At 62.7% G+C, this 23093-nt stretch carries 22 protein-coding genes and 1 pseudogene; 11 read left to right on the forward strand and 12 right to left on the reverse strand.

Features of this window, described 5'->3' with window-relative positions; translation table 11 throughout:
- Positions 1–157: 157 nt before the first annotated feature.
- Complete coding sequence (locus PQT43_RS15440; RefSeq protein WP_102862786.1) at positions 158–433, reverse strand: polyhydroxyalkanoic acid system family protein; 276 nt, start codon at positions 431–433, stop codon at positions 158–160.
- Between the two features lie 155 nt (positions 434–588).
- Between PQT43_RS15440 and ubiE the strand changes: the two genes are divergently transcribed.
- The 11 genes and pseudogenes from ubiE (at position 589) to PQT43_RS31455 (ending at position 8683) form a co-directional block, all read left to right on the forward strand.
- Positions 589–1359 (forward strand): bifunctional demethylmenaquinone methyltransferase/2-methoxy-6-polyprenyl-1,4-benzoquinol methylase UbiE, encoded by a 771-nt coding sequence (gene ubiE / locus PQT43_RS15445; RefSeq protein WP_011058802.1) that lies wholly within the window; start codon positions 589–591, stop codon positions 1357–1359.
- The gene (locus PQT43_RS15450; protein ID WP_102882093.1) at positions 1359–1982 is read left to right on the forward strand and encodes a ubiquinone biosynthesis accessory factor UbiJ; all 624 of its coding nucleotides are present in this window, start codon (positions 1359–1361) and stop codon (positions 1980–1982) included. The genes ubiE and PQT43_RS15450 overlap by 1 nt, the downstream gene beginning before the upstream one ends.
- The gene (gene ubiB / locus PQT43_RS15455; protein ID WP_102862784.1) at positions 1979–3583 is read left to right on the forward strand and encodes a ubiquinone biosynthesis regulatory protein kinase UbiB; all 1605 of its coding nucleotides are present in this window, start codon (positions 1979–1981) and stop codon (positions 3581–3583) included. Before PQT43_RS15450 ends, ubiB begins: the two co-directional genes overlap by 4 nt.
- Positions 3584–3663: 80 nt before the next feature.
- On the forward strand, positions 3664–4056 hold the full coding sequence (gene hisI / locus PQT43_RS15460; RefSeq protein ID WP_011058799.1) for a phosphoribosyl-AMP cyclohydrolase: 393 nt from the start codon (positions 3664–3666) through the stop codon (positions 4054–4056).
- A gap of 1 nt (position 4057) precedes the next feature.
- Complete coding sequence (locus tag PQT43_RS15465; RefSeq protein ID WP_011058798.1) at positions 4058–4390, forward strand: phosphoribosyl-ATP diphosphatase; 333 nt, start codon at positions 4058–4060, stop codon at positions 4388–4390.
- A gap of 25 nt (positions 4391–4415) precedes the next feature.
- Positions 4416–4697: a twin-arginine translocase TatA/TatE family subunit gene (locus PQT43_RS15470; RefSeq protein WP_102862782.1), complete on the forward strand. Its 282-nt coding sequence runs from the start codon at positions 4416–4418 to the stop codon at positions 4695–4697.
- Positions 4698–4707: 10 nt separating this feature from the next.
- Positions 4708–5148, forward strand: coding sequence for a Sec-independent protein translocase protein TatB (gene tatB / locus PQT43_RS15475; RefSeq protein WP_102882095.1), 441 nt, complete (start codon positions 4708–4710; stop codon positions 5146–5148).
- Entirely contained in the window at positions 5145–5939 is a 795-nt protein-coding gene (tatC, locus tag PQT43_RS15480) for a twin-arginine translocase subunit TatC (RefSeq protein WP_102862780.1), read from the forward strand. The genes tatB and tatC overlap by 4 nt, the downstream gene beginning before the upstream one ends.
- The gene (locus PQT43_RS15485; protein ID WP_253084285.1) at positions 5936–6643 is read left to right on the forward strand and encodes a 16S rRNA (uracil(1498)-N(3))-methyltransferase; all 708 of its coding nucleotides are present in this window, start codon (positions 5936–5938) and stop codon (positions 6641–6643) included. The genes tatC and PQT43_RS15485 overlap by 4 nt, the downstream gene beginning before the upstream one ends.
- Before the next feature lie 123 nt (positions 6644–6766).
- Positions 6767–7825 (forward strand): annotated as a pseudogene (locus PQT43_RS31450) (methyl-accepting chemotaxis protein); the annotation flags it as partial.
- Positions 7826–7969: 144 nt separating this feature from the next.
- Positions 7970–8683, forward strand: a complete 714-nt coding sequence (locus PQT43_RS31455; protein ID WP_370511284.1) for a methyl-accepting chemotaxis protein — start codon at positions 7970–7972, stop codon at positions 8681–8683.
- Positions 8684–8745: 62 nt separating this feature from the next.
- Here PQT43_RS31455 and PQT43_RS15495 read toward each other — a convergent pair whose 3' ends face one another.
- From PQT43_RS15495 to hutH, 11 genes are all read right to left on the reverse strand, one after another.
- The gene (locus PQT43_RS15495) at positions 8746–9480 is read right to left on the reverse strand and encodes an amino acid ABC transporter ATP-binding protein (RefSeq protein WP_102862777.1); all 735 of its coding nucleotides are present in this window, start codon (positions 9478–9480) and stop codon (positions 8746–8748) included.
- A complete protein-coding gene (locus PQT43_RS15500; protein WP_102862776.1) occupies positions 9473–10432 on the reverse strand; it encodes an amino acid ABC transporter permease in 960 nt (319 codons plus the stop codon). The genes PQT43_RS15495 and PQT43_RS15500 overlap by 8 nt, the downstream gene beginning before the upstream one ends.
- Positions 10433–10578: 146 nt before the next feature.
- Positions 10579–11376 carry a transporter substrate-binding domain-containing protein gene (locus PQT43_RS15505; RefSeq protein ID WP_102862775.1) on the reverse strand — a complete coding sequence of 266 codons (798 nt, stop codon included), beginning with the start codon at positions 11374–11376 and terminating at the stop codon, positions 10579–10581.
- A 225-nt stretch (positions 11377–11601) separates the two neighbouring features.
- Positions 11602–14172, reverse strand: a complete 2571-nt coding sequence (mdoH, locus tag PQT43_RS15510; RefSeq protein WP_102882100.1) for a glucans biosynthesis glucosyltransferase MdoH — start codon at positions 14170–14172, stop codon at positions 11602–11604.
- Positions 14165–15979, reverse strand: a complete 1815-nt coding sequence (locus tag PQT43_RS15515; RefSeq protein ID WP_102882204.1) for a glucan biosynthesis protein G — start codon at positions 15977–15979, stop codon at positions 14165–14167. Before PQT43_RS15515 ends, mdoH begins: the two co-directional genes overlap by 8 nt.
- 276 nt (positions 15980–16255) lie before the next feature.
- On the reverse strand, positions 16256–16693 hold the full coding sequence (gene dtd, locus PQT43_RS15520) for a D-aminoacyl-tRNA deacylase (RefSeq protein ID WP_102862773.1): 438 nt from the start codon (positions 16691–16693) through the stop codon (positions 16256–16258).
- Positions 16690–17661, reverse strand: coding sequence for a prolyl aminopeptidase (gene pip, locus PQT43_RS15525; protein ID WP_102862772.1), 972 nt, complete (start codon positions 17659–17661; stop codon positions 16690–16692). The genes dtd and pip overlap by 4 nt, the downstream gene beginning before the upstream one ends.
- Before the next feature lie 217 nt (positions 17662–17878).
- A complete protein-coding gene (gene hutG, locus PQT43_RS15530) occupies positions 17879–18679 on the reverse strand; it encodes an N-formylglutamate deformylase (RefSeq protein ID WP_110651041.1) in 801 nt (266 codons plus the stop codon).
- Positions 18680–18689: 10 nt separating this feature from the next.
- Positions 18690–19895: an imidazolonepropionase gene (gene hutI, locus PQT43_RS15535; RefSeq protein WP_272754244.1), complete on the reverse strand. Its 1206-nt coding sequence runs from the start codon at positions 19893–19895 to the stop codon at positions 18690–18692.
- Positions 19896–19907: 12 nt separating this feature from the next.
- Positions 19908–21320, reverse strand: coding sequence for an amino acid permease (locus PQT43_RS15540; RefSeq protein WP_102882103.1), 1413 nt, complete (start codon positions 21318–21320; stop codon positions 19908–19910).
- 156 nt (positions 21321–21476) lie between these two features.
- Complete coding sequence (gene hutH, locus PQT43_RS15545) at positions 21477–23015, reverse strand: histidine ammonia-lyase (RefSeq protein WP_102862768.1); 1539 nt, start codon at positions 23013–23015, stop codon at positions 21477–21479.
- Positions 23016–23093 lie beyond the last annotated feature (78 nt).

The raw sequence follows: 23093 nt of genomic DNA on the forward strand, positions 1-23093 counted from the left end.
AAAGAGGACCTGAGGCACAACCTAAAGAGAAAAATTAGAATCGGCACCCTAACGAATGTCATCAAATCATGTAGGAGCCTGCTGGCCGGCGAGGCGCTTTGCCTGGCACCGTTGCCGTGCCTGCGATGCGCCGACAAGCCGGCTCCTGCGGGTGGACTCAGGTCAGGGCCTTGTCCAGGGCCTTTTCGATTTCCGACTTGATGGTGCCGCTCATGGCGGACATCAACAGCCCCAGTTCCACATCGATACGGATCGATTCTTCGCCCACATGCACCGCGCCTTTGACGCCTGAGCGCTTGAGATTCAGGGTATCCCCTGCCCATTGCGGCTCCAGGCCATACTGATCGGCGAGTTTCTGCGCCAGTTTGTCGGCCTTTTCACGGGCCACCTGCTTACCCAGGCCATGGGCACGTTCAACACTAATACGGGCCATTGAAGGACTCCTGCTGTTTCGGGACTTGCCTGAAGCATCTTGACCCTGAGTGCGTCAAAACGTCCCGGCGGATCGCTATCTTACATTCAGCCTTGCCAAGACAAAGACCGCCACCGGCATTAGAATGTCGCGCATTCTCTTTTGGTGACAGCGATATGACTGATCAGCGCAAAGGCAGCGATGCCGAACCCACCACGCACTTCGGCTTCAAGAACGTTCCTGAAAGCCAGAAGGCGGAAAAAGTCGCAGAAGTGTTCCACTCGGTAGCGGCCAAGTACGACCTGATGAATGACGTACTGTCCGGCGGCATGCACCGTTTGTGGAAACGCTTCACCATCGAGCTGTCGGGCGTACGCGCCGGCAATCGCGTACTGGACATCGCGGGCGGCACTGGCGACCTGACCAAGCGCTTCTCCCACCTGGTAGGCCCTACTGGCCAAGTGGTATTGGCCGACATCAACGAGTCCATGCTCAAGGTCGGTCGCGACCGCCTGCTGGACCTGGGTGTGGCCGGCAACGTCGAATTCGTCCAGGCCGATGCGGAAAAACTGCCCTTCCCGGACAACCATTTCGACTGCGTGACCATCGCCTTCGGCCTGCGCAACGTCACCCATAAAGAAGATGCCCTGCGCTCCATGCTGCGAGTGCTCAAGCCCGGCGGCCGGCTGTTGGTGCTGGAGTTCTCCAAGCCGACCAACGCGCTGATGTCCAAGGTCTACGACGCCTATTCGTTCGCCTTCATGCCCCTGGCCGGCAAGCTGATCACCAACGACTCGGAGAGCTATCGCTACCTGGCCGAATCGATCCGCATGCACCCCAACCAGGAAACCCTGAAGTCGATGATGGTCGAGGCCGGTTTCGACCGCGTGACCTATCACAACATGACCGCAGGCATCGTCGCCCTGCACCGCGGCATCAAGCCCTGATGTTGCTCAGCGGCCTGCTCGCCAGCGTCGAGACCGGCATCAATCGGGTGTTGCGTCTGGACAGTACGGCCCTGCCGCGCCTGCAGCACCTCAATGGCAAGGTGATCGCAGTGGATTGCCGCAACCCGGCATTGCAGCTGTTCATCCTGCCTAGCGACGAAGGCCTGATGCTGGCCTCCCAGTGGGCTGCGGACCCTGACTGCACCCTCCGCGCACCGGCTTCAAGCCTGATGCGCCTGGCACTGAGCAAGGACAAGACCGCGATCCTGCACAGCCCCGAAGTAGAGCTGGAAGGCGACAGCGGCGTGCTGCTGGACCTGGCGGCCATCCTCCAGGACCTGGAGCTGGACTGGGAATACGAACTGTCCCGGTGGCTGGGCCCCGTGGCCACCCAACTGTTCAGTGGCCATGTGCGCAGCCGCGCCCGCTGGTATCAGCAAGGATTTGCCAGCCTGAATCAGAACCTCGCCGAATTCCTCGCCGAAGAATCGCGCACCCTGGTGGGTCAGCGCGAAGCCGAAGCGCGCTTTCGTGAGCTGGATCAGGCCAAACTCGACCTGGAACGTCTCGAGGCGCGCTTCGAGCGCCTTTCCCGCTCCCTTGACCCAAGCGATAACGCATGAAGCTGCTTGCCGTCCGCCGTCTGTTGCGCATCCAGCGCGTCGTGATCCGTTACCGCCTCGATGACCTGCTGTTTGCCCTGCCATTGCCCTGGTTTCTCCTGGCCCTGCGCTTCGCCCTGCCCTGGCGCTGGTTCCCGCGCAAGCCGCTGGAACTGAGCCGCGGTGCCCGGCTGCGCCTGGCGCTGCAGGACCTGGGGCCGATCTTCATCAAGTTCGGGCAGATCCTCTCCACCCGCCGCGACCTGCTGCCGGAAGACATCGCCGACGAACTGATGCTGCTGCAGGACCGGGTGCCACCGTTCGATTCGCAGAAATCCGTGGCCCTGATCGAAGAGCAACTGGGCAAAAAGATCAGCGACGTGTTCAGCCGCTTCGATATCGAGCCGCTGGCCTCGGCCTCGGTGGCCCAGGTCCACGCCGCCAAGCTCAAGACCGGTGAAGAAGTGGTGGTCAAGGTGATCCGCCCCGGGCTCAAGCCAATCATCGCCCAGGACCTGGCGTGGCTATTCATTCTCGCCCGCGCCGCGGAAAAGCTTTCGGCCGACGCGCGCCTGCTGCACCCGGTGGACGTGGTCAGCGACTACGAGAAAACCATCTACGATGAGCTCGACCTGCTGCGCGAGGCGGCCAACGCCAGCCAGCTCAAGCGCAACTTCGAAGGCTCGCCGCTGCTGTATGTGCCCCAGGTCTACTGGGACTGGTGCCGGCCGAAAGTGCTGGTGATGGAGCGCATCTACGGCATTCAGGTGACCGATCTGGCAACCCTGGCCGACCAGCGCACCGACATGAAGATGCTCGCCGAGCGCGGTGTGGAGATCTTCTTCACCCAGGTGTTCCGCGACAGTTTCTTCCACGCCGACATGCACCCGGGCAACATCTTCGTCAGCACCGTGCAGCCCTGGAGCCCGCAGTACATCGCCATCGACTGCGGCATCGTCGGCAGCCTGACCCCGGAAGACCAGGACTACCTGGCGCGCAACCTGTTCGCCTTCTTCAAGCGTGACTACCGCCGCGTGGCCCAGTTGCACATTGATTCCGGCTGGGTCCCGGCGGAAACCAAGCTCAACGAATTCGAGGCGGCGATTCGCACCGTGTGCGAGCCGATCTTCGAAAAGCCGTTGAAGGACATTTCCTTTGGCCAGGTACTGATGCGCCTGTTCCAGACCGCCCGGCGCTTCAACATGGAAGTGCAGCCGCAGCTGGTGCTGCTGCAGAAGACCCTGCTCAACATTGAAGGCCTGGGCCGCCAGCTGTACCCGGACCTGGACCTGTGGAACACCGCGCAACCTTTCCTCGAGCGCTGGATGCGCGAACGGGTCAGCCCGAAAGCCGTGTTCGGCAATATCCACAACCAGATCGAACAGCTCCCCCACCTGGCCAACATGACCCGCGACCTGCTGGAACGCATGTCGCAGCCCCACGCCGCCAACCCTCCGGCGCCCTGGCACAAGCGCAAGGACGACTGGTTCCTGCGCCTGCTGGGCACCGCCCATCTGGGTGGCGGCGCCGTTCTGGCCGCCGGCGGTCCGCTGCATGAGCTGGGCCACTGGCCTGCCGGCATCATGATTGCGGTGGGTTTGTATCTGATCGTTCGCCGATAGCCAGTGGCGCGACCTGCTGGCAAACTGTCGAAATCGCCGAGGCGTCACCAGCGGGTTGAGCCCGGTTGTCGGAGTCGAAAATGAAAGATTGGCTGGACCAGATCAAGTGGGATGCGGACGGCCTGGTGCCGGCCATCGCCCAGGATCACAAGACCGGGCGCGTGCTGATGATGGCCTGGATGAACCGCGAGGCCCTGAGCCTGACCGCTGCCGAGAACCGCGCCATCTATTGGTCACGTTCCCGTGGCAAGCTATGGCGCAAGGGCGAAGAGTCCGGGCACGTGCAGAAGCTGCATGAAATGCGCCTGGACTGCGACGCTGACGTGATCATCCTGATGGTCGAGCAGATCGGCGACATTGCCTGTCACACCGGCCGCCACAGCTGTTTCTACCGCGTCTACGAAGACGGCGAGTGGAAAACCGTCGAACCGGTCCTCAAGGACCCGCACGCGATTTATTCTGCAGGACACTGACATGAGCGATACCCTCACCCGTCTGGCCCAAGTGCTGGAAGAGCGTAAAGACGCAGCAGCCGACAGCTCCTATGTGGCCAGCCTGTATCACAAGGGGCTGAACAAGATTCTGGAAAAAGTCGGTGAAGAATCGGTGGAAACCATCATCGCCGCCAAGGACGCCGCCATCAGCGGTGACTGCAGCGATGTGATCTATGAAACCGCAGACCTGTGGTTCCATACCCTGGTCATGCTGGCGCAGTTGGGTCAGCACCCCCAGGCCGTGCTCGATGAACTGGATCGCCGCTTCGGTCTGTCTGGACACGCCGAGAAAGCCTCGCGTCCGTCCGCCTGAACAACTTTCTAAGAGGAAACGCAGCATGGGCATTTTTGACTGGAAACACTGGGTCGTCATCCTGGTGGTCGTGGTACTGGTATTTGGCACCAAGAAGCTCAAGAACCTGGGCACCGACGTCGGCGAATCGATCAAGGGCTTTCGCAAGGCCATGAACGACGACGAAAAGCCCGCCGAGCCCGTAGTACCGCCAGCGGCACAGCCCGTGCCACCGGTTCAACCACAACAAAGCGCTCCGCTGAACCAGCCGCACACCATCGATGTGCAGGCACAAAAAGTCGAAGAGCCGACCCGCAAAGACTCGTGAGCACTGACTAATGTTTGGTATCAGCTTCTCTGAACTGCTGCTGGTGGGCCTGGTGGCCCTGCTGGTGCTCGGCCCCGAGCGCCTGCCTGGCGCGGCGCGTACCGCCGGCCTGTGGGTCGGGCGCCTGAAGCGCAGCTTCAACGCGATAAAACAGGAAGTTGAACGTGAAATCGGGGCCGACGAAATCCGCCGGCAACTGCACAACGAGCACATTCTGTCCCTGGAGCAGGAAGCGCGGAAGATCCTCGCCCCGACCCAGCAGCAACCGACTCCGGTCGAACCGATTGCCGAGCAGACGATTCACTCGCCAAGCTCTGCGCCGGTAGCTGGAACGGCCCCTGTGACCGAAGCGCCGCTGCCAACGACTCCGATTGCCGAGCCTGCGGCCCCGGTGGCGACACCCGCCACCACGGCCCCCCACGACCCCACTTTGCCGCCGCGAGCCCCATGAGCGATATCCCAGAGAACGACCAACACATGCCGCTGGTGTCGCACCTCACCGAGCTGCGTACCCGCCTGCTGCGCTGCGTAGCGGCAATCTTCATCATCTTCGCCGGGTTGTTCGCCTTCACCCAGCAGATCTACACCATCGTCTCCACGCCACTGCGCCAGTACCTGCCGGTGGGTGCGACGATGATCGCCACCGACGTCGCCTCGCCGTTTCTCACCCCGCTGAAACTGACCATGATGGTCTCGCTGTTCCTGGCGATCCCGGTGATCCTGCATCAGATCTGGGGCTTTATCGCCCCCGGGCTGTACAAGCATGAGAAGCGCATCGCCGTACCGCTGTTGGTGTCGAGCATCCTGCTGTTCTACATCGGCATGGCCTTCGCCTACTTCCTGGTGTTTCCGCTGATCTTCAAGTTCTTCGCTGCCGCCACTCCGGCCGGCGTGGAGATGATGACCGACATCACCAGCTACCTCGATTTCGTCATGACCCTGTTCTTCGCCTTCGGCGTGGCTTTCGAAATCCCGGTAGCGGTGGTGCTGCTGGTGTGGATCGGCGTGGTCAACGTGGCCTACCTGAGGAAGATCCGGCCTTACGTGATCATTGGCTGCTTTGTGGTGGGCATGATTCTCACCCCGCCGGATATCTTCTCCCAGACCCTGCTGGCCGTGCCCATGTGGCTGCTGTTCGAAGTTGGCGTGCTGTTTGGCGGGCTGATCAGCAAGCGCGGCGACCACCCGGACGATGCCCCGGCTGACGATCACAACGACCAGCCGCCAGCGACCCAAGCGTGAATCTGCTGCTTCTGGAAGAGGCCGACTTCATCGCGGCCGACCTGGTGGTGCTGCGCGACCGGCGCCTGACCCATATGCAGGAAGTGCATCGGGTAGCGGTAGGCGACAGCCTGCGGGTCGGGCGTATCGGCGGGCTGATGGGTTCAGCCCAGGTGCTGCGCCTGGAAGCCACCGAAGCCGAGCTGCAAATCACCCTGGACCAGCCACCCCCGGCCAAGCTGCCGCTGACCATGGTGCTGGCCCTGCCACGCCCGAAGATGCTTCGTCGAGTGCTGCAGACCGTCGCCGCCATGGGCGTGCCACGGCTGGTGCTGGTCAACAGCTACCGGGTGGAAAAGAGCTTCTGGCAAACCCCGTTCCTGGAACCCGGTGCCATTCGTGAACAGCTGATTCTCGGCCTGGAGCAGGCTCGCGACAGCGTGCTACCTGAAGTGGTCATCGAAAAACGCTTCAAGCCTTTCGTCGAGGATCGCCTGCCGACCCTCAGCGCAGGCACCCTGGGCCTGGTGGGACACCCCGGCCAGTACCCGCCCTGCCCCCGCGGCCTGGATGAACCGGTCACCCTGGCCATCGGCCCCGAAGGTGGCTGGATCCCCTACGAGATCGATCTGTTGGCCAAGGCCGGCCTGCAACCGGTGCAACTGGGTGAACGCATCCTGCGGGTCGAAACCGCCGTCACAGCACTCCTCTCACGCCTGTTTTGAGCAAAGGCTCCGTGCCAGCCGGAGCTTTCACCCGCAATATCAATTAGCCATCTACCTACAGAATCCACCGCTCCCGCCGATAGCCTATGGTTAAGCCCATCTTGCTAAAAGGGAGTTCGCAGCATGTACCGTTGGCTAGCCAGGAACCTGGGAAATGTAAGCGTCAGCCGCAAACTCGGTATCGGCTTCGGCCTGGTACTGCTTCTGACCCTGTTGATCACCGCCACTGGCTGGACTGGCCTGGGCCGAGTGATCGACCGTGGCGACAAACTGGGCAACATCTCCACGCTCTATGGCATGACCAAAGACCTGCGCATCGCCCGTCTCAACTACGAGATGCACCATGGCGACCAAGGCCCGGCCGCCGTCAACGACATACTCAAACAACTCGACGAAGGTCTGCGGGCTGCCCGTGAGCAACTGCAGCAACCTGAAAGCATTGCCATGCTGGACCAGCAACTGAGCGCCGTGGCCGAGTACCAGAAAGCCTTTGCCGACATGACCCGCGCCACTACCAGCCGCGAGGCCGCCCGGGCCCAGCTCGGCGCCAGTGCCGACAATGCCGTGGCCCGTGTGACCGAGGTCGAGAAGTCGCTGCTGCAAGGCGACAGCGTGGCTCAGTTCAACAGCGTCATCGACCTCTCCAAACTGATCCAGCAGGCACGCTTCCAGGTGCGTGGCTACACCTATAGCGCCAAGCCGGCAGCCAAACAGCCGGCTCTGGATGCCATCGATAACGCGCTGAACAACCTCTCCAGCCTGCCGACCCGCCTGCCGGAGCAGCACATCGCCAACCTGCAGCAGGCCAGTGACTCGCTTAAAGCCTACCGAGCGGCCGTCAGCAACTTCAGCGACGCCGAAGAGGCCAGTGCCGCGGCCCTCCTGCGCATGGCTGCCCAGGGCGACCGGCTGATGACACTGAGCAACCAATTGACCAGCGTACAGACCGCCAAGCGTGACAGCGATGCCAGCCAGGCCAAGAGCACCCTGCTGATTGCCACGGTACTGGCGTTGGTGTTTGGCCTGATTGCCTCGTGGGCCATCACTCGACAGATCATCCAGCCGCTGCAACAGACCCTCAAGGCCGCCGAACGTGTGGCGGCCGGCGATCTCAGCCAGAACCTGGCAGTGGATCGCCACGATGAACTTGGCCAACTGCAGAAAGCCATGCAACGCATGACCCTCGGCTTGCGGGAACTGATCGGTGGCATCAGCGACGGCGTGACCCAGATCGCCAGCGCCGCCGAACAGTTATCGGCCGTCACCGAGCAGACCAGCGCCGGGGTCAACAGCCAGAAGGTGGAAACCGATCAGGTGGCCACGGCCATGAACGAAATGGCCGCCACGGTGCAGGAAGTCGCGCGCAATGCCGAAGAGGCCTCAGAGGCCGCTGTAGCCGCCGATCAGCAGGCCCGCGAGGGTGATCGCGTGGTGAACGAGGCCATTGCCCAGATCGAGCGCCTGGCCAGCGAGGTAGGCCACTCCACCGAAGCCATGGGCCACCTCAAGCAGGAAAGTGACAAGATCGGCAGCGTACTGGATGTCATCAAGTCGGTGGCCCAGCAGACCAACCTGCTGGCCCTCAACGCCGCCATCGAAGCGGCCCGGGCCGGTGAAGCCGGACGTGGTTTCGCCGTGGTTGCCGACGAAGTGCGCAGTCTTGCCCAGCGCACCCAGCAATCCACCGAAGAGATTGCCGAGCTGATCGTCGGCCTGCAAAGCGGCACCCAGCAAGTGGCCAGCACCCTGGACACCAGCCGCAGTCTCACCGACAGCAGCGTTGAACTGACCCGCCGGGCCGGGGGGTCGCTGGAGAACATCACCCGCACCGTGTCGGCCATCCAGGCGATGAACCAGCAGATCGCCGCGGCAGCCGAGCAGCAGAGCGCGGTAGCGGAAGAGATCAACCGCAGCGTGTTGAATGTGCGTGATGTGTCTGAACAGACTTCATCGGCCAGCGAAGAAACCGCGGCCTCCAGCGCCGAGCTGGCGCGGTTGGGAATTCACCTGCAAAGCCTGGTGGGGCGTTTCAGGGTCTGAACCGCTTCGCCGGCAAGCCGGCTCCTACAGGGGATGTAGGAACCGGTTTGCCGGCGAAAGCCTCACAACACCTGACGCAGGAAAGCCTGGGCCCGAGGGTCTTTCGGCGCAGCGAAGAACACCTCCGGCGCCGCATCTTCCAGCAGCTTGCCGTGATCGAAAAACAGCACCCGATCCGCCACTTCCCGGGCAAAACCCATCTCGTGAGTGACGCAAACCATGGTCATGCCTTCCAGGGCCAGGGTCTTCATCACATCCAGCACCTCGCCGACCATTTCCGGGTCCAGGGCCGAGGTCGGCTCATCGAACAGCATGACCTTGGGCTCCATTGCCAGGGCCCGGGCAATCGCCACCCGCTGCTGCTGGCCGCCGGAAAGCCGCGAAGGAAACTCGTGGGCCTTCTGTGCGATACCGACTTTCTCCAGCAACGCCAGGGCCTTGGCCTCGCGCTCCTGCTTGCCCCGCTTGCGCACCACCTTCTGCGCCAGGCAGAGGTTTTCCAGCACGGTCATGTGGGGGAACAGGTTGAAATGCTGGAACACCATGCCGACTTCCCGGCGATAGGCGTTCACATCGGTCTTGGGATCGGCCAGTTGCAAGCCGTCGATGCTCACCGAACCCGAGTCGAACTCTTCCAGGCCATTGAGGCAACGCAGGAAGGTCGACTTGCCGGAGCCCGACGGACCGATCACCACCAGCACTTCGCCCTTGGCCACCTGGGTGGTGACGTTATCCACCGCACGCACCACCTGGCCGCGGGTGTCGAAGACTTTTACCAGATCGCGGACTTCAATCACTTTGCGCGAGCCTCCGCTCAAGCCGACTGGCCATCTTCGACAGCGGCAGGTTGATCAACAAATACAGGCCCGCCACACAGAACAGGATCTCGAACGGCGAGAACGAGGTGGTAATGACTTCCCGGCCGCTCTTGAGCAACTCGGTAATGGCGATCACCGACACCAGCGAAGTGTCCTTGACCAGGCTGATGAACTGCCCGGCCAGGGGCGGCAGCACTCGCTTGAACGCCTGAGGCAGTACCACGTGACGCATCGACTGGCCGGCGCTGAGCCCCAGGGAGCGGGCCGCTTCGTTCTGCCCGCGGGTGATGGACTGCACCCCGGCACGGACGATTTCCGCCACATAAGCCCCGGTAAACAGCGACAGCGCGGCGATCCCGGCGAACTCCCGGGACAGGTTGAGCACCGTGCCGATGAAGAAATAGAAAATGAAGATCTGCACCAGCAGCGGCGTCCCCCGCACCAGCTCGACATAAATCGTCGACAGGTCGCGCAGGGTCGGGTTGCTGGACAGCCGGCACAGGCCGGTGCCAAGGCCGATGAGCAGGCCCAATACGCCAGACACCACCGACAGCCACAAGGTGGTCCACAAGCCCCACAACAGGGGGCCCGCCGCCCAATGCCGGGTCACGCCAATCACGTCGCCTTCGGCCACGTCATCGCCGCTAGCCACCTGCAGGCTGCCTTCGTCGACACTCAGATGCTGCTCGGCACCCGAGTCACCGCGCAGGGTGACTTGAGCCTTGCCGCCCTGGCGCACAACCTCAGCGACGGTGGAGATCTCCGCCGCCCGCTGGGATTCTTCGGCCTGGTAAACGAAGTATTGGGGGACACGATTCCAGCGCCATTCGTAGGACATCAGCGAGGTGGCGTAGTAGAGGGCGCCGGCCAGGCCGATCAGCACCAGCACGGTCAATACGTGCCAGGGCCATTGGGCTTTTTTCTGTTTCATTGCTGTGCAGGTTCCGGAGTGGGTATTGCGAAATCAGACGCTTTCGCCGGCCAGCCGGCGCCTACACATGCCCCCGTAGGAGCCGGCTGGCCGGCGAAGGAGAACGGTGCGCGGTCACTGAAACGACCCGCACCGCCCAAGCAGCGTTACTCCATGTCCTTGAGCCACTCGGTGCTCTTGAACCACTTGTCATGGATGCGATCGTAGGTGCCGTCTTCGCGGATCTGGTGCAGGAAGTTGTTGATGAAGTTGATGCTGTCGTAGTCACCCTTCTTCAGGCCAAAGGCCAGAGGCTCGTAGGTGAACGGCTTGTCGAGGAACGTCAGCTTGCCGTTGCCCACCTTGTTCACCGCCACCACGTTGTACGGGGCGTCGTAGATAAAGGCGTCGGCCTTGCCGTTGACCACGTCCAGCACCGCTTCCTGCTCGTTGTCGTAGCCGTGGTACTTGGCCTTGGCGATCAGCTTCTTGGCGACCATTTCCCCAGTGGTGCCCAGCTTGGAGGTGATGCGGTAGTCGGCGCTGTTCAGGTCCTTGTAGGACTTGATGGTGCCTTCCAGGTCTTTGCGGATCAGCAGGGTCTGGCCGACCACGATGAAGGGCTCGCTGAAGTTCAGGCGCAGGTTGCGTTCCTGGGTCAGGGTCATGCCGCTGCCGATCATGTCGAACTTGTCGGTGAGCAGGGCCGGGATAATGCCGTCGTAGCCAGTGGAAACCAACTCCAGCTTGACTCCCATGGACTTGGCCATGGCCTTGAGCAGGTCGACTTCGAAGCCGATGATTTCGCCACGCTTGTTGGTCATCTCGAACGGCATGTAGGTCGGGTCCATGCCGACCTTCAGCGTACCGCGCTTGACCGCGTCATCGATGGCGCCAGCCTGGGCGGTAGTGACCGCCAGCATGGCGGCGGCGCCTGCCAGCAGCAGCGAAAGATACTTCTTCATCTCAAGTCCCCTGAAGCCATTTTATTGTGGTGTCTGCACGCGGCGGGCCTGGAATGAAAATCTTCGGATATCAAGCCATTGTCGATCACGCACAGAAATTTGCGGGAGCGATGCTAACGCACTCGGCCGTTTGCACAAGGATTTTTGTTGTTACAAAGGGGGGATACGGGGCTATTGGCCACGCAAAGCAAAACGCCCTTGAGTGGAGGCTCAAGGGCGTTGGCTTCAGGCCGGTTGCGGCGCCGCCATCAGCGGCTGCAACGGCAGCAGCGGCGCATGGGGATCAGCATCCACCGACTGGCGCCAGGCATCCAGCCAATCGCTGTGGCCCTCGCTCCAGACTTGCTGGTGCAAGCGTCCCAGGGCCACCGGATCGCTCAACAGCGCCAGGCGCTCGCTGTTGTTCAAGGCCGCCGGGCCGACTTTCAGGGCATGGCGCACCCGCTCCTGGCGCAGCCACTCGATCGGCTCGGCCTGGGTGTGACGGGAGGTGGCCAGGGCACAGGCCAGAGCGTTCTGCTGCGGGTCGACAACGGCGCGGATAAAGCCGTCGTTGAGCGCATGCCAGCGGTTCTCGTGGGTGTACTGATCGGTGGCCAGCAGCGCCTGGGGCGGAGCGTATTCCTCGGGAATCAGGAACAGACTCTCGTCACGGGACTTCAGGCCCAGACCGACACGACTGGAGATCACCGACACCGGGATCGACAGCATCAGCGAACCGACAATCGGCACCAGCCACCAGAGGAAGCTGGGGTTCAGCCAGATCACCAGCAAGGCCCAGCAGAAGCCCAGCAGGGTCTGCGGACCGTGGCGGCGCACGGCTTCGCTCCATGGCGTGGAGTCGTCGTCACGTTGTGGCGAGTTCCAGGTCGCGGCCCAACCGAGGAACGCGGCCAGGACGAAACGGGTGTGGAAAATCATCCGCACCGGCGCCAGCAGCATGGAGAACAGCATCTCCAGAAGCATCGACAGGGTCACCTTGAACTTGCCGCCGAACTCTTTCGCACCCTTGGCCCAGATCAGGATGATGCTCAACAGCTTGGGCAAGAACAGCAGCACGATAGTCGTGGAGAACAGCGCGATGGCTTTGTCCGGGTGCCACTGCGGCCACAGCGGATACAGCTGCCGCGGTTCAAGGAAGTACTGCGGCTCCATCAGGGTATTGACCGCCAGCAGAGCCGTGGACAGCACCAGGAAGAAGAACCACAACGGCGCCGACAGGTAGGACATCACCCCGGTGAGGAACACCGCGCGGTGCACCGGGTGCATGCCCTTGACCAGGAACAGGCGGAAGTTCATCAGGTTGCCGTGGCACCAGCGCCGGTCACGCTTGAGTTCGTCCAGCAAGTTCGGCGGCAGCTCTTCGTAACTGCCAGGCAGATCGTAGGCAATCCACACGCCCCAGCCGGCACGGCGCATCAGCGCGGCTTCAACGAAATCGTGGGACAGGATCGCACCGGCGAAGGCACCTTTACCGGGCAATGGTGCCAGGGCGCAGTGCTCGATGAACGGCTTCATGCGGATGATCGCGTTGTGGCCCCAGTAGTGCGACTCGCCCAACTGCCAGAAGTGCAGGCCGGCAGTGAACAGCGGGCCGTAGACCCGGGTGGCGAACTGCTGCATGCGCGCATACAGCGTGTCCATGCCCGAGGCCCGTGGCGCGGTCTGGATGATCCCCGCGTCCGGCGTGGCTTCCATCAGGCGCACCAGGCTGGTCAGGCATTCGCCGCTCATCACGCTGTCGGCGTCGAGCACCACCATGTACTTGTAGTCGCCGCCCCAGCGACGGCAGAAGTCGTCGAGGTTGCCGCTCTTGCGCTTCACGCGACGACGGCGGCGGCGATAGAAGATCTTGCCGAAGCCCTTGGCTTCCCGGCAGACATCCAGCCAGGCCTGCTGCTCGGCGACGCAGATATCACTGTCGTTGCTGTCGCTCAAGACGAAGAAGTCGAAGCGATCCAGATCGCCAGTAGCCGCCACCGACTCGAAGGTGGCGCGCAGGCCGGCAAACACCCGCGGCACGTCTTCGTTGCAGATCGGCATCACCAGTGCGGTACGCGCGTCCTTGGGAATCGGCTCGTTGCCGGCGCTGGCCCCGGAAATGCGGTACTTGTCGTGACCGGTCAACAGCTCCAGGAAGCCCATCAACGCAGTCCAGAAACCCGCCGACACCCAGCAGAACAGGATGCCGAAGAGGATCAGGATGCTGGTCTGCAGAGCATAGGGCAGCACTTGCTGCGCGGTCTGCATCAGCGGCTGGTGCATCACCTCTTCCAGGTCGACGAAGGACCAGCCCTGATACGGCATGATGCCTTTCATGTACCAGCCGGCGACGATGGTCTGGCCGAGCATCAGCACCAGCAGGATGTAGCGGCGGATCGAACCCACGGTGCGCCAGCGGGCAGCCGGCAGCACACGCTCATCCTTCTTCGGCGCCGGCGGGTTGGTGCGCCCGGTCAGGCGCCGCCAGCCGCGCACCAGGATATTGGTGCGCCACGGCTCCGGTACCACCTTGGTGCGGCGGATCGGCGGCGTGGCCTTGAGGCAGACCCGACCTTCGGCGTCGACCGCAAGCATCTCCGCTTCTTCGAGTTCCGCGGCGGTGCTCAGGGACAGACGCTGGCCCACCGATACCTGGGCGGCATCGGTTGGAGCGTCGAAGGTCGTTGACGACAGACGTTGGTGCAGTTCGCTGAAGGACTGGCAGCCCGCGAGCTCCGCGCGCTGCGCATCCGACATCGGCAAGTGCGCCAGGTACTCGGCAAGAGTCTCTGGCTGTAGTTGAGAGTTACTCATCGGCAGGCAACTGATAGCTCCAGGTCTCGGTCAGGACTTGTTCAGTTTTAACCGGTTCCGGTGTGGCTGGGGCCGCCTCGGCAGCAGGCTGCTTGGCGTCTTTGTGGTCCTTGGCATTCTTGGCGTCTTTGGCCGGCTTGGCGTCAGCCTGCTTGGCCGCTGCCGCAGCGGCTTCCTTCTCCTTCTTCTCCTGTTGCTTGGCGGCGATCTTGTCGGCCTTGGCAACGGAGGAGTTGGAGTTTGGCGTCGAGGCCTTGGCCGGCTCGGCTACCGGGATGTTGCGCACCAGCGCGGCCCGCATCTCGGTGGCCTTGCTCGCATCCTTGATCTTCATCCGCAGAGTCAGGCGCCAGCCTTTGGTTTCCGGGTTGTAGCGAACGCTGTTTTCCACCAGCTCGGCGTTGTCGCCAACACTGACCTGGCTGCGCACTTCGGCGTTTTCCGGCAATGCCGCCAGGGATGGGCCCTGGAAGTCCACCAGGTAGGCAACGCTGCCATCGGGTTGACGAATCAGGTTGGATTGCTTGACGTCACCGGTGGAGCGCAGGGTCTGCTGCACCCAGGCGCTGTCAGGCGAATGCAGGGCGGCTTCGTCGATGGTCCAGTGCATACGGTAGGCGAAGTCCAGCGGCTGGCCCGGTTCAGGCTGCTTTTCCGGGCTCCAGAAGGCCACGATGTTGTCGTTGGTTTCGTCCGCAGTCGGGATCTCTACCAGGTCGACGGTGCCTTTGCCCCAGTCGCCCTTGGGCTCGATCCAGGCGCTTGGGCGCTTGTCGTAGCGGTCGTCGAGGTCTTCGTAGTGGCTGAAGTCACGGCCACGCTGCAGCAGGCCGAAACCACGCGGGTTCTCTACCGAGAAGTTGCTCACGGCCAAGTGTTTCGGGTTGTTCAGAGGACGCCAGATCCACTCGCCGTTGCCGGCATGGATCGACAGGCCGCTGGAATCGTGCAGCTCGCGGCGGTAGTTGAGGACTTTCGACGGCTGGTTGGCGCCGAACAGGTACATGCTGGTCAGCGGGGCCAGGCCCAGCTTGCCCACCTTGTCACGCAGGAACACCCGAGCCTTGACGTCGACGACGGTGTCGGCGCCCGGACGCAGGGTCAGGCGGTAGGCGCCAGTGGCCCGTGGCGAGTCCAGCAGGGCGTAGATCACCAGGTGCTTGTCGGTTGGCTTGGGCTGCTGGATCCAGAACTCGCTGAAACGCGGAAACTCTTCGCCGGACGGCAGGGCGGTGTCGATCGCCAGACCACGAGCGGACAGGCCATAAGTGTGGCCTTTGCCAATGACGCGGAAGTAGCTCGCGCCCAGCATGGTCATGATTTCGTCTTGCTTGTCAGCCTTGTTGATCGGGTACAGCACACGGAAACCGGCATAGCCGAGCTTTTCGGTGGCCTTGGGATCAAACTTGACGTCGCCGAAATCGAAGCGACTCGGGTCGTACTTGATCTCGGAAACAGTGTTGGCGCTGATCTCGTTGATCTTCACCGGCGTGTCGAAGTGCATGCCCTGGTGATAGAACGACAGCTTGAACGGGGTCTTCTGATTGGCCCATTCGGCTTTTTCGCTGAGGAAGCGGATTTTCTGGTAGTCCGCGAACTTCATCTCACGGAACTCGTTCGGCAGGTTACTGCGCGGGGCCTCATACTTCTGCCCGGCCAAGTCTTTGGCCTTGGCCGACACATCATCCAGGTTGAATGCCATGAGTTGACCGGCGCCGAACAGGCAGACCAGCGCAGAGCCCGTCACCAGTGCGTTTCGTAACCGTTTGGCAAACAAGTTTGGTGCATTACAGGGACTAACAATCACGAGCAACCCTCGCCGAAAACAGATCAAAGAACCAACGGCCAGCTATCTATATGCCAGGTTGGCGAGCATTGTTCCGACTCCGATGGGGCTAAATGATTCCCCAAACGGCCGTGGACAAGTCTCTACTAAAGTCAAAATGGACCAACGAACGCTGATCCCCGTAGCGCGCGATTATCTAGTAGCCCGCGTTACAACGCATCAGGGGTAACAAAGTATTTATCGTGAAAAACAGCAGTTTCCGGCTCAAATCGGCGGAAAAAGCTGTTTCAGGCGTTTTCAGGTCTGTAACAGGAAGGTAACCGGGCCATCGTTGACCAGATGCACCTGCATGTCCGCGCCAAAACGCCCTGATGCCACTTTGCCATGCAACTGTTGCGCCTTCGCTATCAGGTAATCAAAAAGCTCTTCGCCAAGGGCCGGTGGTGCAGCCGTGGAAAAGCTTGGGCGCAACCCGCTCTTGGTGTCTGCCGCCAAGGTGAACTGCGACACCAGCAGCAGCCCGCCCTGCACATCCGCCAGGGACAGGTTCATCTTGCCCTCAGCATCGCTGAACACCCGATAGTTAAGCAGCTTGTGCAGGAGTTTGTCGGCGCTGGCCCGAGTGTCCTCGGGCTCTACCGCCACCAGCACCAGCAAGCCCTGGTCCACCGCACCGACTATTTCCCCGGCCACTTCCACCCGCGCGCCGCGCACGCGCTGCAACAGGCCCTTCATGCTTCTTCGGGCGGCAGGTCAAGCAGGCGGCGCGCCATCTGATCAGTGGCGCGTACCAGAGCGTCGGTAATGCCCGGTTCCGAGGCGGCGTGACCGGCGTCGCGTATCACCTGCAGCTCGCTGTTGGGCCAGGCCTGATGCAGCTCCCAGGCGTTGTCCAGGGGGCAGATCACGTCGTAGCGACCGTGGATGATGACTCCGGGCAGATGGGCAATCTTGCCCATGTCGCGGATCAACTGGTCCGGTTCGAGGAACGCGTTGTTGATGAAGTAATGGCATTCGATCCGGGCAATCGACAGCGCCCGCTGTGGCTCGGAGAAGCGATCCACCACCAGCGGGTTCGGACGCAGGGTCGCGGTGCGCCCTTCCCAACCCGACCAGGCCTTGGCGGCATGCATCTGGGCGATCTGGTCATTGCCGGTCAGGCGCTTGTGGAAGGCGCTGACCAGGTCATGACGCTCCTCCAGGGGAATCGGTGCCACGTAGTCCTGCCAGTAATCCGGAAACAGGCGGCTGGCGCCGCACTGGTAGTACCACTGGATTTCCTGGGGACGGGCCAGGAAGACGCCCCGCACGATCAGGCCCAGCACCCGATCCGGGTGGGCCTGGGCATAGGCCAGGGCCAGGGTCGAACCCCAGGAGCCGCCGAACAGCACCCATTTGTCGATGCCCAGGTGCTGGCGAATCCGCTCCAGGTCCGCCACCAGGTCCCAGGTGGTGTTGTTCTCCAGGCTCGCGTGGGGGGTGGAACGCCCGCAACCGCGCTGGTCGAAGGTGACGATGCGGTACAGGTTCGGGTCGAAATAGCAGCGACTCGCCCCATCACAGCCCGCCCCCGGGCCACCGTGAATGAACACCACCGGCAAACCTTCCGGTGAACCACTTTCGTCGACATACAGCACATGGGGCTTGTCGACGGCCAGATCGTGCCGGGCATAGGGTTTGATCTGCGGGTACAAAGTCTGCATTACGCGCTCCGTGGAGGTCGGGTTCATCCCTGCTGGGGACTTCATTTATGCTGCCGTTTGGCATCATAAACCCGAATTACGCAATCAGCATGTCCTTGAAGAAAACAGGGTTGTTCAAGGGATTGCAACGAGTTGCTCAGGGCGCTTGGCGAGCAAGCTCGCCCCTACATAAAGGCGTGCATCCGCGATAGGAGCCAGCTTGCAGGCGCAAGCAATGTCAGCGGTAACGCTCCTGCCCCCAGGCCAGCAGCCCCTGCAGCAATGCCTTGAGCACCACCTGGGTCGGGGCCGCCAGGTCCTCGCGATAGCGGAATGGCTCGAACTCCTCCATATAGGTGCTCTGCGCCAGTTCCAGTTGCACCGCATGAATGTGCTCGGCCGGGTTGCCGTAATGCCGGGTGATATGACCGCCCTTGAAACGACCATTGAGCACATGGGTGTAATCGCCGTGGGCGGCGCAGATGCTCTCCAGGCGGCCGGCCAGTTGCGGATCGCAGCTGGCGCCGTTGAAGGTGCCGAGGTTGAAGTCCGGCAGCTTGCCCTCGAACAGATGAGGGATCAGCGAACGAATGGAGTGGGCATCGAACAGCAAGGCATAGCCGAACTCGGCCTTGAGCCGCGCCAGCTCCTCCTGCAGGGTGCGGTGATAGGGCCCCCAGACCTGCTCCAGGTACTGTTGCCGCTCTTCTTTGGACGGCGCCTGCCCTTCAACGAACAACGGCTCGCCATCGAACAGCGTCGCCGGGTACAAGCCGGTGGTAGCACCGACGTACAGCGGCTTGTCATCGGACGGCCGGTTCAGGTCGATGACGAAACGCGAGTATTCGGCCGCCAAGGTGCTGGCTCCCAGCTCCTCGGCGAACTGATACAGCCGCGGAATATGCCAGTCGGTGTCCGGCAGGCTTTGCGCCTGTGGAACCAGCCCGGCCATCACTGCCGGGGTCAAGCGCGTACCGGCGTGGGGCATGCTGATCAGCAGGGGCACCCGGCCTTGTTTGAATGTCAGAACCTTATCCACAACCTGTCTCCTAAACAGTCACTTCAACGCCGTGTCGCACGACGCGTTTTTCCAGGTCGCCGCCCAGCCAGTAAGCCAGGTCGGCGGGACGATCGATCTGCCAGGCGACAAAGTCCGCCACCTTACCCACCTCCAGTGAACCATGGGTCTGCTCCATGCCCAGGGCCTGGGCCGCGTGCAGGGTGACCCCGGCCAACGCCTCTTCCGGCGTCAACCGCAAACAGGTGCAGGCCATGTTCAGCATCAGGCGCAGCGACAACGCCGGCGAAGTCCCGGGATTGAGGTCGCTGGCCACGGCAATCTTCACCCCGTGCTTGCGCAGGGCTTCCATCGGCGGCAACTGGGTTTCCCGGAGGAAATAGAAAGCCCCCGGCAACAGCACTGCCACGGTTCCCGAAGCCGCCATGGCCATGGCATCGTCCTCGGTCATGAACTCCAGGTGATCGGCAGACAGCGCCCGGTAGCGCGCCGCCAGGCTTGACCCGTGCAGGGACGACAACTGCTCGGCGTGCAGTTTCACCGGCAGGCCGAGCTGTTGCGCGGCAATGAATACCCGCTCCACCTGCGCCGGGGAGAACGCCAGGTACTCACAGAAGGCATCCACCGCATCCACCAGCCCTTCGGCCGCCAGGGCCGGGAGCATCTCGCTGCAGATATGCTCGATGTAGTCGTCGCTGCGCTCGGCATATTCCGGCGGCAGAGCGTGAGCCGCCAGGCAGGTGCTGCGCACACTGACCGGCAACTCCTCGCCAAGACGGCGGATCACCCGCAGCATCTTGCGCTCGCTGGCCAGGTCCAGGCCGTAGCCGGACTTGATTTCGACGCTGGTGACACCGTCGCGCAACAGGTTCAGCAGACGCTTGCGGGCGCTGACGAACAGCTCCTCTTCAGTGGCCGCGCGGGTCGCCCGCACGGTGCTGGCGATACCGCCACCGGCGGCGGCGATCTCGGCATAGCTCACGCCCTGCAGGCGCTGCTCGAACTCGCCACTGCGGTTGCCTCCGAACACCGTATGGGTGTGGCAATCGATCAGGCCCGGGGTCACCCAGGCGCCCGCCAGGTCCTGGACCTGGTGGTCATCGGCGACCGGCGCCTGCTGGCGCCGGCCGATCCACTCGATGTGCGCCCCTGACGTCACGATGGCCGCGTCCTCGATGATCGAGTAAGTGCCCTGGGCCATGCTGGCGACGTTGCAGTGTTGCCAAAGAGTTCTCATCCAAGGCCTCCGTTAATGATCAGTAGGTAAAGAAGAATCGACGCGGATCTGCTGAGCCTGCCCCGCCGCCGGCTTGACCCACAGCATATAGGCCACCACCAGCAGAATGATCCACACCACGCCCACCATCAGCGCCGCTTGAGTTTTCGGGAAATAGCCCAGCACGCCGAAGATGAACAGCATGAAGGCAATCGCCGCTGCCGGCGCCCAAGGCCAGAACGGCACCTTGAACTGCAACCGGGCCACTTGCTCGGCGGTCATGGAGCGGCGCATGGCCACATGGGTCAGCAGAATCATCAGCCACACCCAGACCGTGGCGAAGGTGGCCAGGGAAGCGATCAGCAGGAAGATGTTTTCCGGGATCAGGTAGTTCAGCACCACCCCACCCAACAGCGTCACGGCCATCACCACCACGGTCATCCACGGCACGCCGGCCTTGGAAATCTGGGCAAAGCCCTTGGGCGCCTGCCCTTGCTGGGCCAAGCCGTACATCATGCGCCCGGCACCAAAGATATCGCTGTTGATCGCCGACACCGCCGCCGAAATCACCACGATATTAAGGATGGTGGCCGCCGAGCTGATGCCCAGGCTGTCAAAGATCTGCACGAAGGGGCTGCCCTGGGTGCCAATCTGCGGCCAGGGGAAAATCGACATCAGCACGAACAGGGTCAGCACATAGAACAGCAGGATGCGCAGCGGCACCGCGTTGATCGCCTTGGGGATGACCCGCTGCGGGTCCTTGGCCTCGCCGGCGGTGACACCGATGATCTCGATGCCGCCAAAGGCGAACATCACCACCGCAAAGGAAGCGATCACCCCGCTGATGCCATTGGGCATGAAACCGCCATGGGCCCAGAGGTTGCTGGCGCCGGTGGCCTGCTCGGTGGCCGCGCTGCCGATACCGAACAGCATGATGCCGAAACCACCGAGGATCATGGCGATAATCGCCCCGACCTTGAGCAGCGACAGCCAGAACTCCATCTCGCCGAAAACCTTGACGCTGCACAGGTTCAACCCGCCGATGAGCAGGACGATGCCCAGCACCCAGATCCAGCGCGCCACCTCGGGAAACCAGAAGCCCATATAGATGCCAAAGGCGGTGACGTCCGCCAGACAGACGATCAGCATCTCGAACGCGTAAGTCCAGCCCAGGATAAAGCCCGGCAAGGGCCCCAGGTACTGGCTGGCGTACTGCCCGAAGGAGCCGGACACCGGGTTGTGCACGGCCATCTCCCCCAGGGCGCGCATCACCATGAACACCGCTGCACCACCAATCAGGTAGGCCAGCAGCACCGCCGGGCCGGCCATCTGGATGGCGGAGGCCGAGCCGTAGAACAATCCGGTGCCAATGGCCGACCCCAGGGCCATGAAGCGAATGTGGCGGGCCGTCAGCCCCCGACGTAATCCTGTTTCTTGCGATTGCATGTCATCGTCCCTTTTATTGTTATCGGACAAGTGCGCCCCGCGCCGGAGCGCGAGGCGGCAGAAGCGGACGCTCCGCGCCCGTCTTGCAGGTGAAGCGAACCCAATCGGGCCACCGCTCTCGGCCGAGCGCGGAGTGATCTGGCGGCCCGGCGTGCATTACAGGCTCGGCAACAACTGGGCTGGCAGCAGCCCATTCAGGCACCGCGAAGCCAACAACTCGCTGGCCGCGTTGATATCCGGTGCAAAGAAACGGTCCTTCTCGTAATACGCCACTTTCTCGCGCAGGGTGGCGCGGGCTTTTTCCAGGGTCGGCGAGGTTTTCAGGCCTTCGCGCAGGTCCAGGCCCTGACAGGCCGCCAGCCATTCCACGGCCAGCACACCGCGGGTGTTCTCGGCCATTTCCCACAGGCGCTTGCCGGCGGCCGGCGCCATGGAAACGTGGTCTTCCTGGTTGGCGGAAGTGGGAATGCTGTCCACCGAGTGCGGGTGGGCCAGGGCCTTGTTCTCACTGGCCAGGGCCGCAGCGGTCACCTGGGCAATCATGAAGCCGGAGTTGACCCCGCCATTGGCCACCAGGAACGGCGGCAGCTGGGACATGTGCTTGTCCATCATCAGCGAGATACGGCGCTCGCTCAGGGACGCGATCTCGGCGATGGCCAGGGCCATGTTGTCGGCCGCCATGGCCACGGGTTCGGCGTGGAAGTTGCCACCGGAAATCACATCGCCTTCGGCAGCGAACACCAGTGGGTTATCGGACACCGCGTTGGCTTCGACCACCAGCACTTCGGCGGCCTGGCGGAACTGAGTCAAGCAGGCGCCCATCACTTGCGGCTGGCAACGCAGGGAGTACGGGTCCTGGACCTTGTCGCAGTTCTGGTGCGAGGCGGACACCTCGGTGCTGTCCCCCAGCAAGGCGCGATAAGCCGCAGCGGTGTCGATCTGCCCGCGCTGACCGCGAGCGGCGTGAATCCGTGGGTCGAACGGCGAGCGCGAACCCAGCACCGCTTCCACCGTCAGGCCGCCGCACACCAGAGCACCGGCAAACAGGTCTTCACCTTCGAACAGCCCGCGCAGGGCGAACGCGGTGGACACTTGGGTGCCATTAAGCAGCGCCAGGCCTTCCTTGGCGGCCAGGGTCAGCGGCTTGAGGCCGGCGACTTCCAGGGCCGCGGTCGCTTCCAGCCACTGGCCCTTGTAGCGCGCCTTGCCCTCACCCAGCAGCACCAGGGACATGTGGGCCAAAGGCGCCAGGTCGCCGGAAGCGCCCACCGAGCCCTTGAGCGGGATATGCGGATAGACCTCGGCGTTGATCAGGGCGATCAGGGCATCGATCACCTGACGGCGGATGCCGGAGAAACCGCGGCTCAGGCTGTTGACCTTGAGCACCATGATCAGGCGCACCAGATCGTCGCTGATGGGCTCGCCCACGCCAGCGGCATGGGACAGCACCAGGGAGCGCTGGAGGTTTTCCAGATCGGCGCTGGCGATGCGGGTCGAAGCCAGCAGGCCAAAACCGGTGTTGATCCCGTAGGCGGTGCGGTTCTCGGCGAGAATCTGCTCGACACAAGCGACGCTGGCGTCGATCTGCGCCGAGGCGCTGTCATCCAGGGTCAGGGTCAGCGGCTGCTGATAGATGGCCCGCAGTTGGGCCAGGGTCAGTTGGCCGGGAATCAGGTTTAGCGCAGTCACATTCATGCTCCTTTTGAGAGTTTTGTAATAACTACCAGTCGCTCCGGAAGCTTCCGTTATCCGTCGTCATTCGCGGTTTTGCAC

Source organism: Pseudomonas sp. BLCC-B112 (assembly GCF_028550695.1).
GTDB lineage: Bacteria > Pseudomonadota > Gammaproteobacteria > Pseudomonadales > Pseudomonadaceae > Aquipseudomonas > Aquipseudomonas danubii.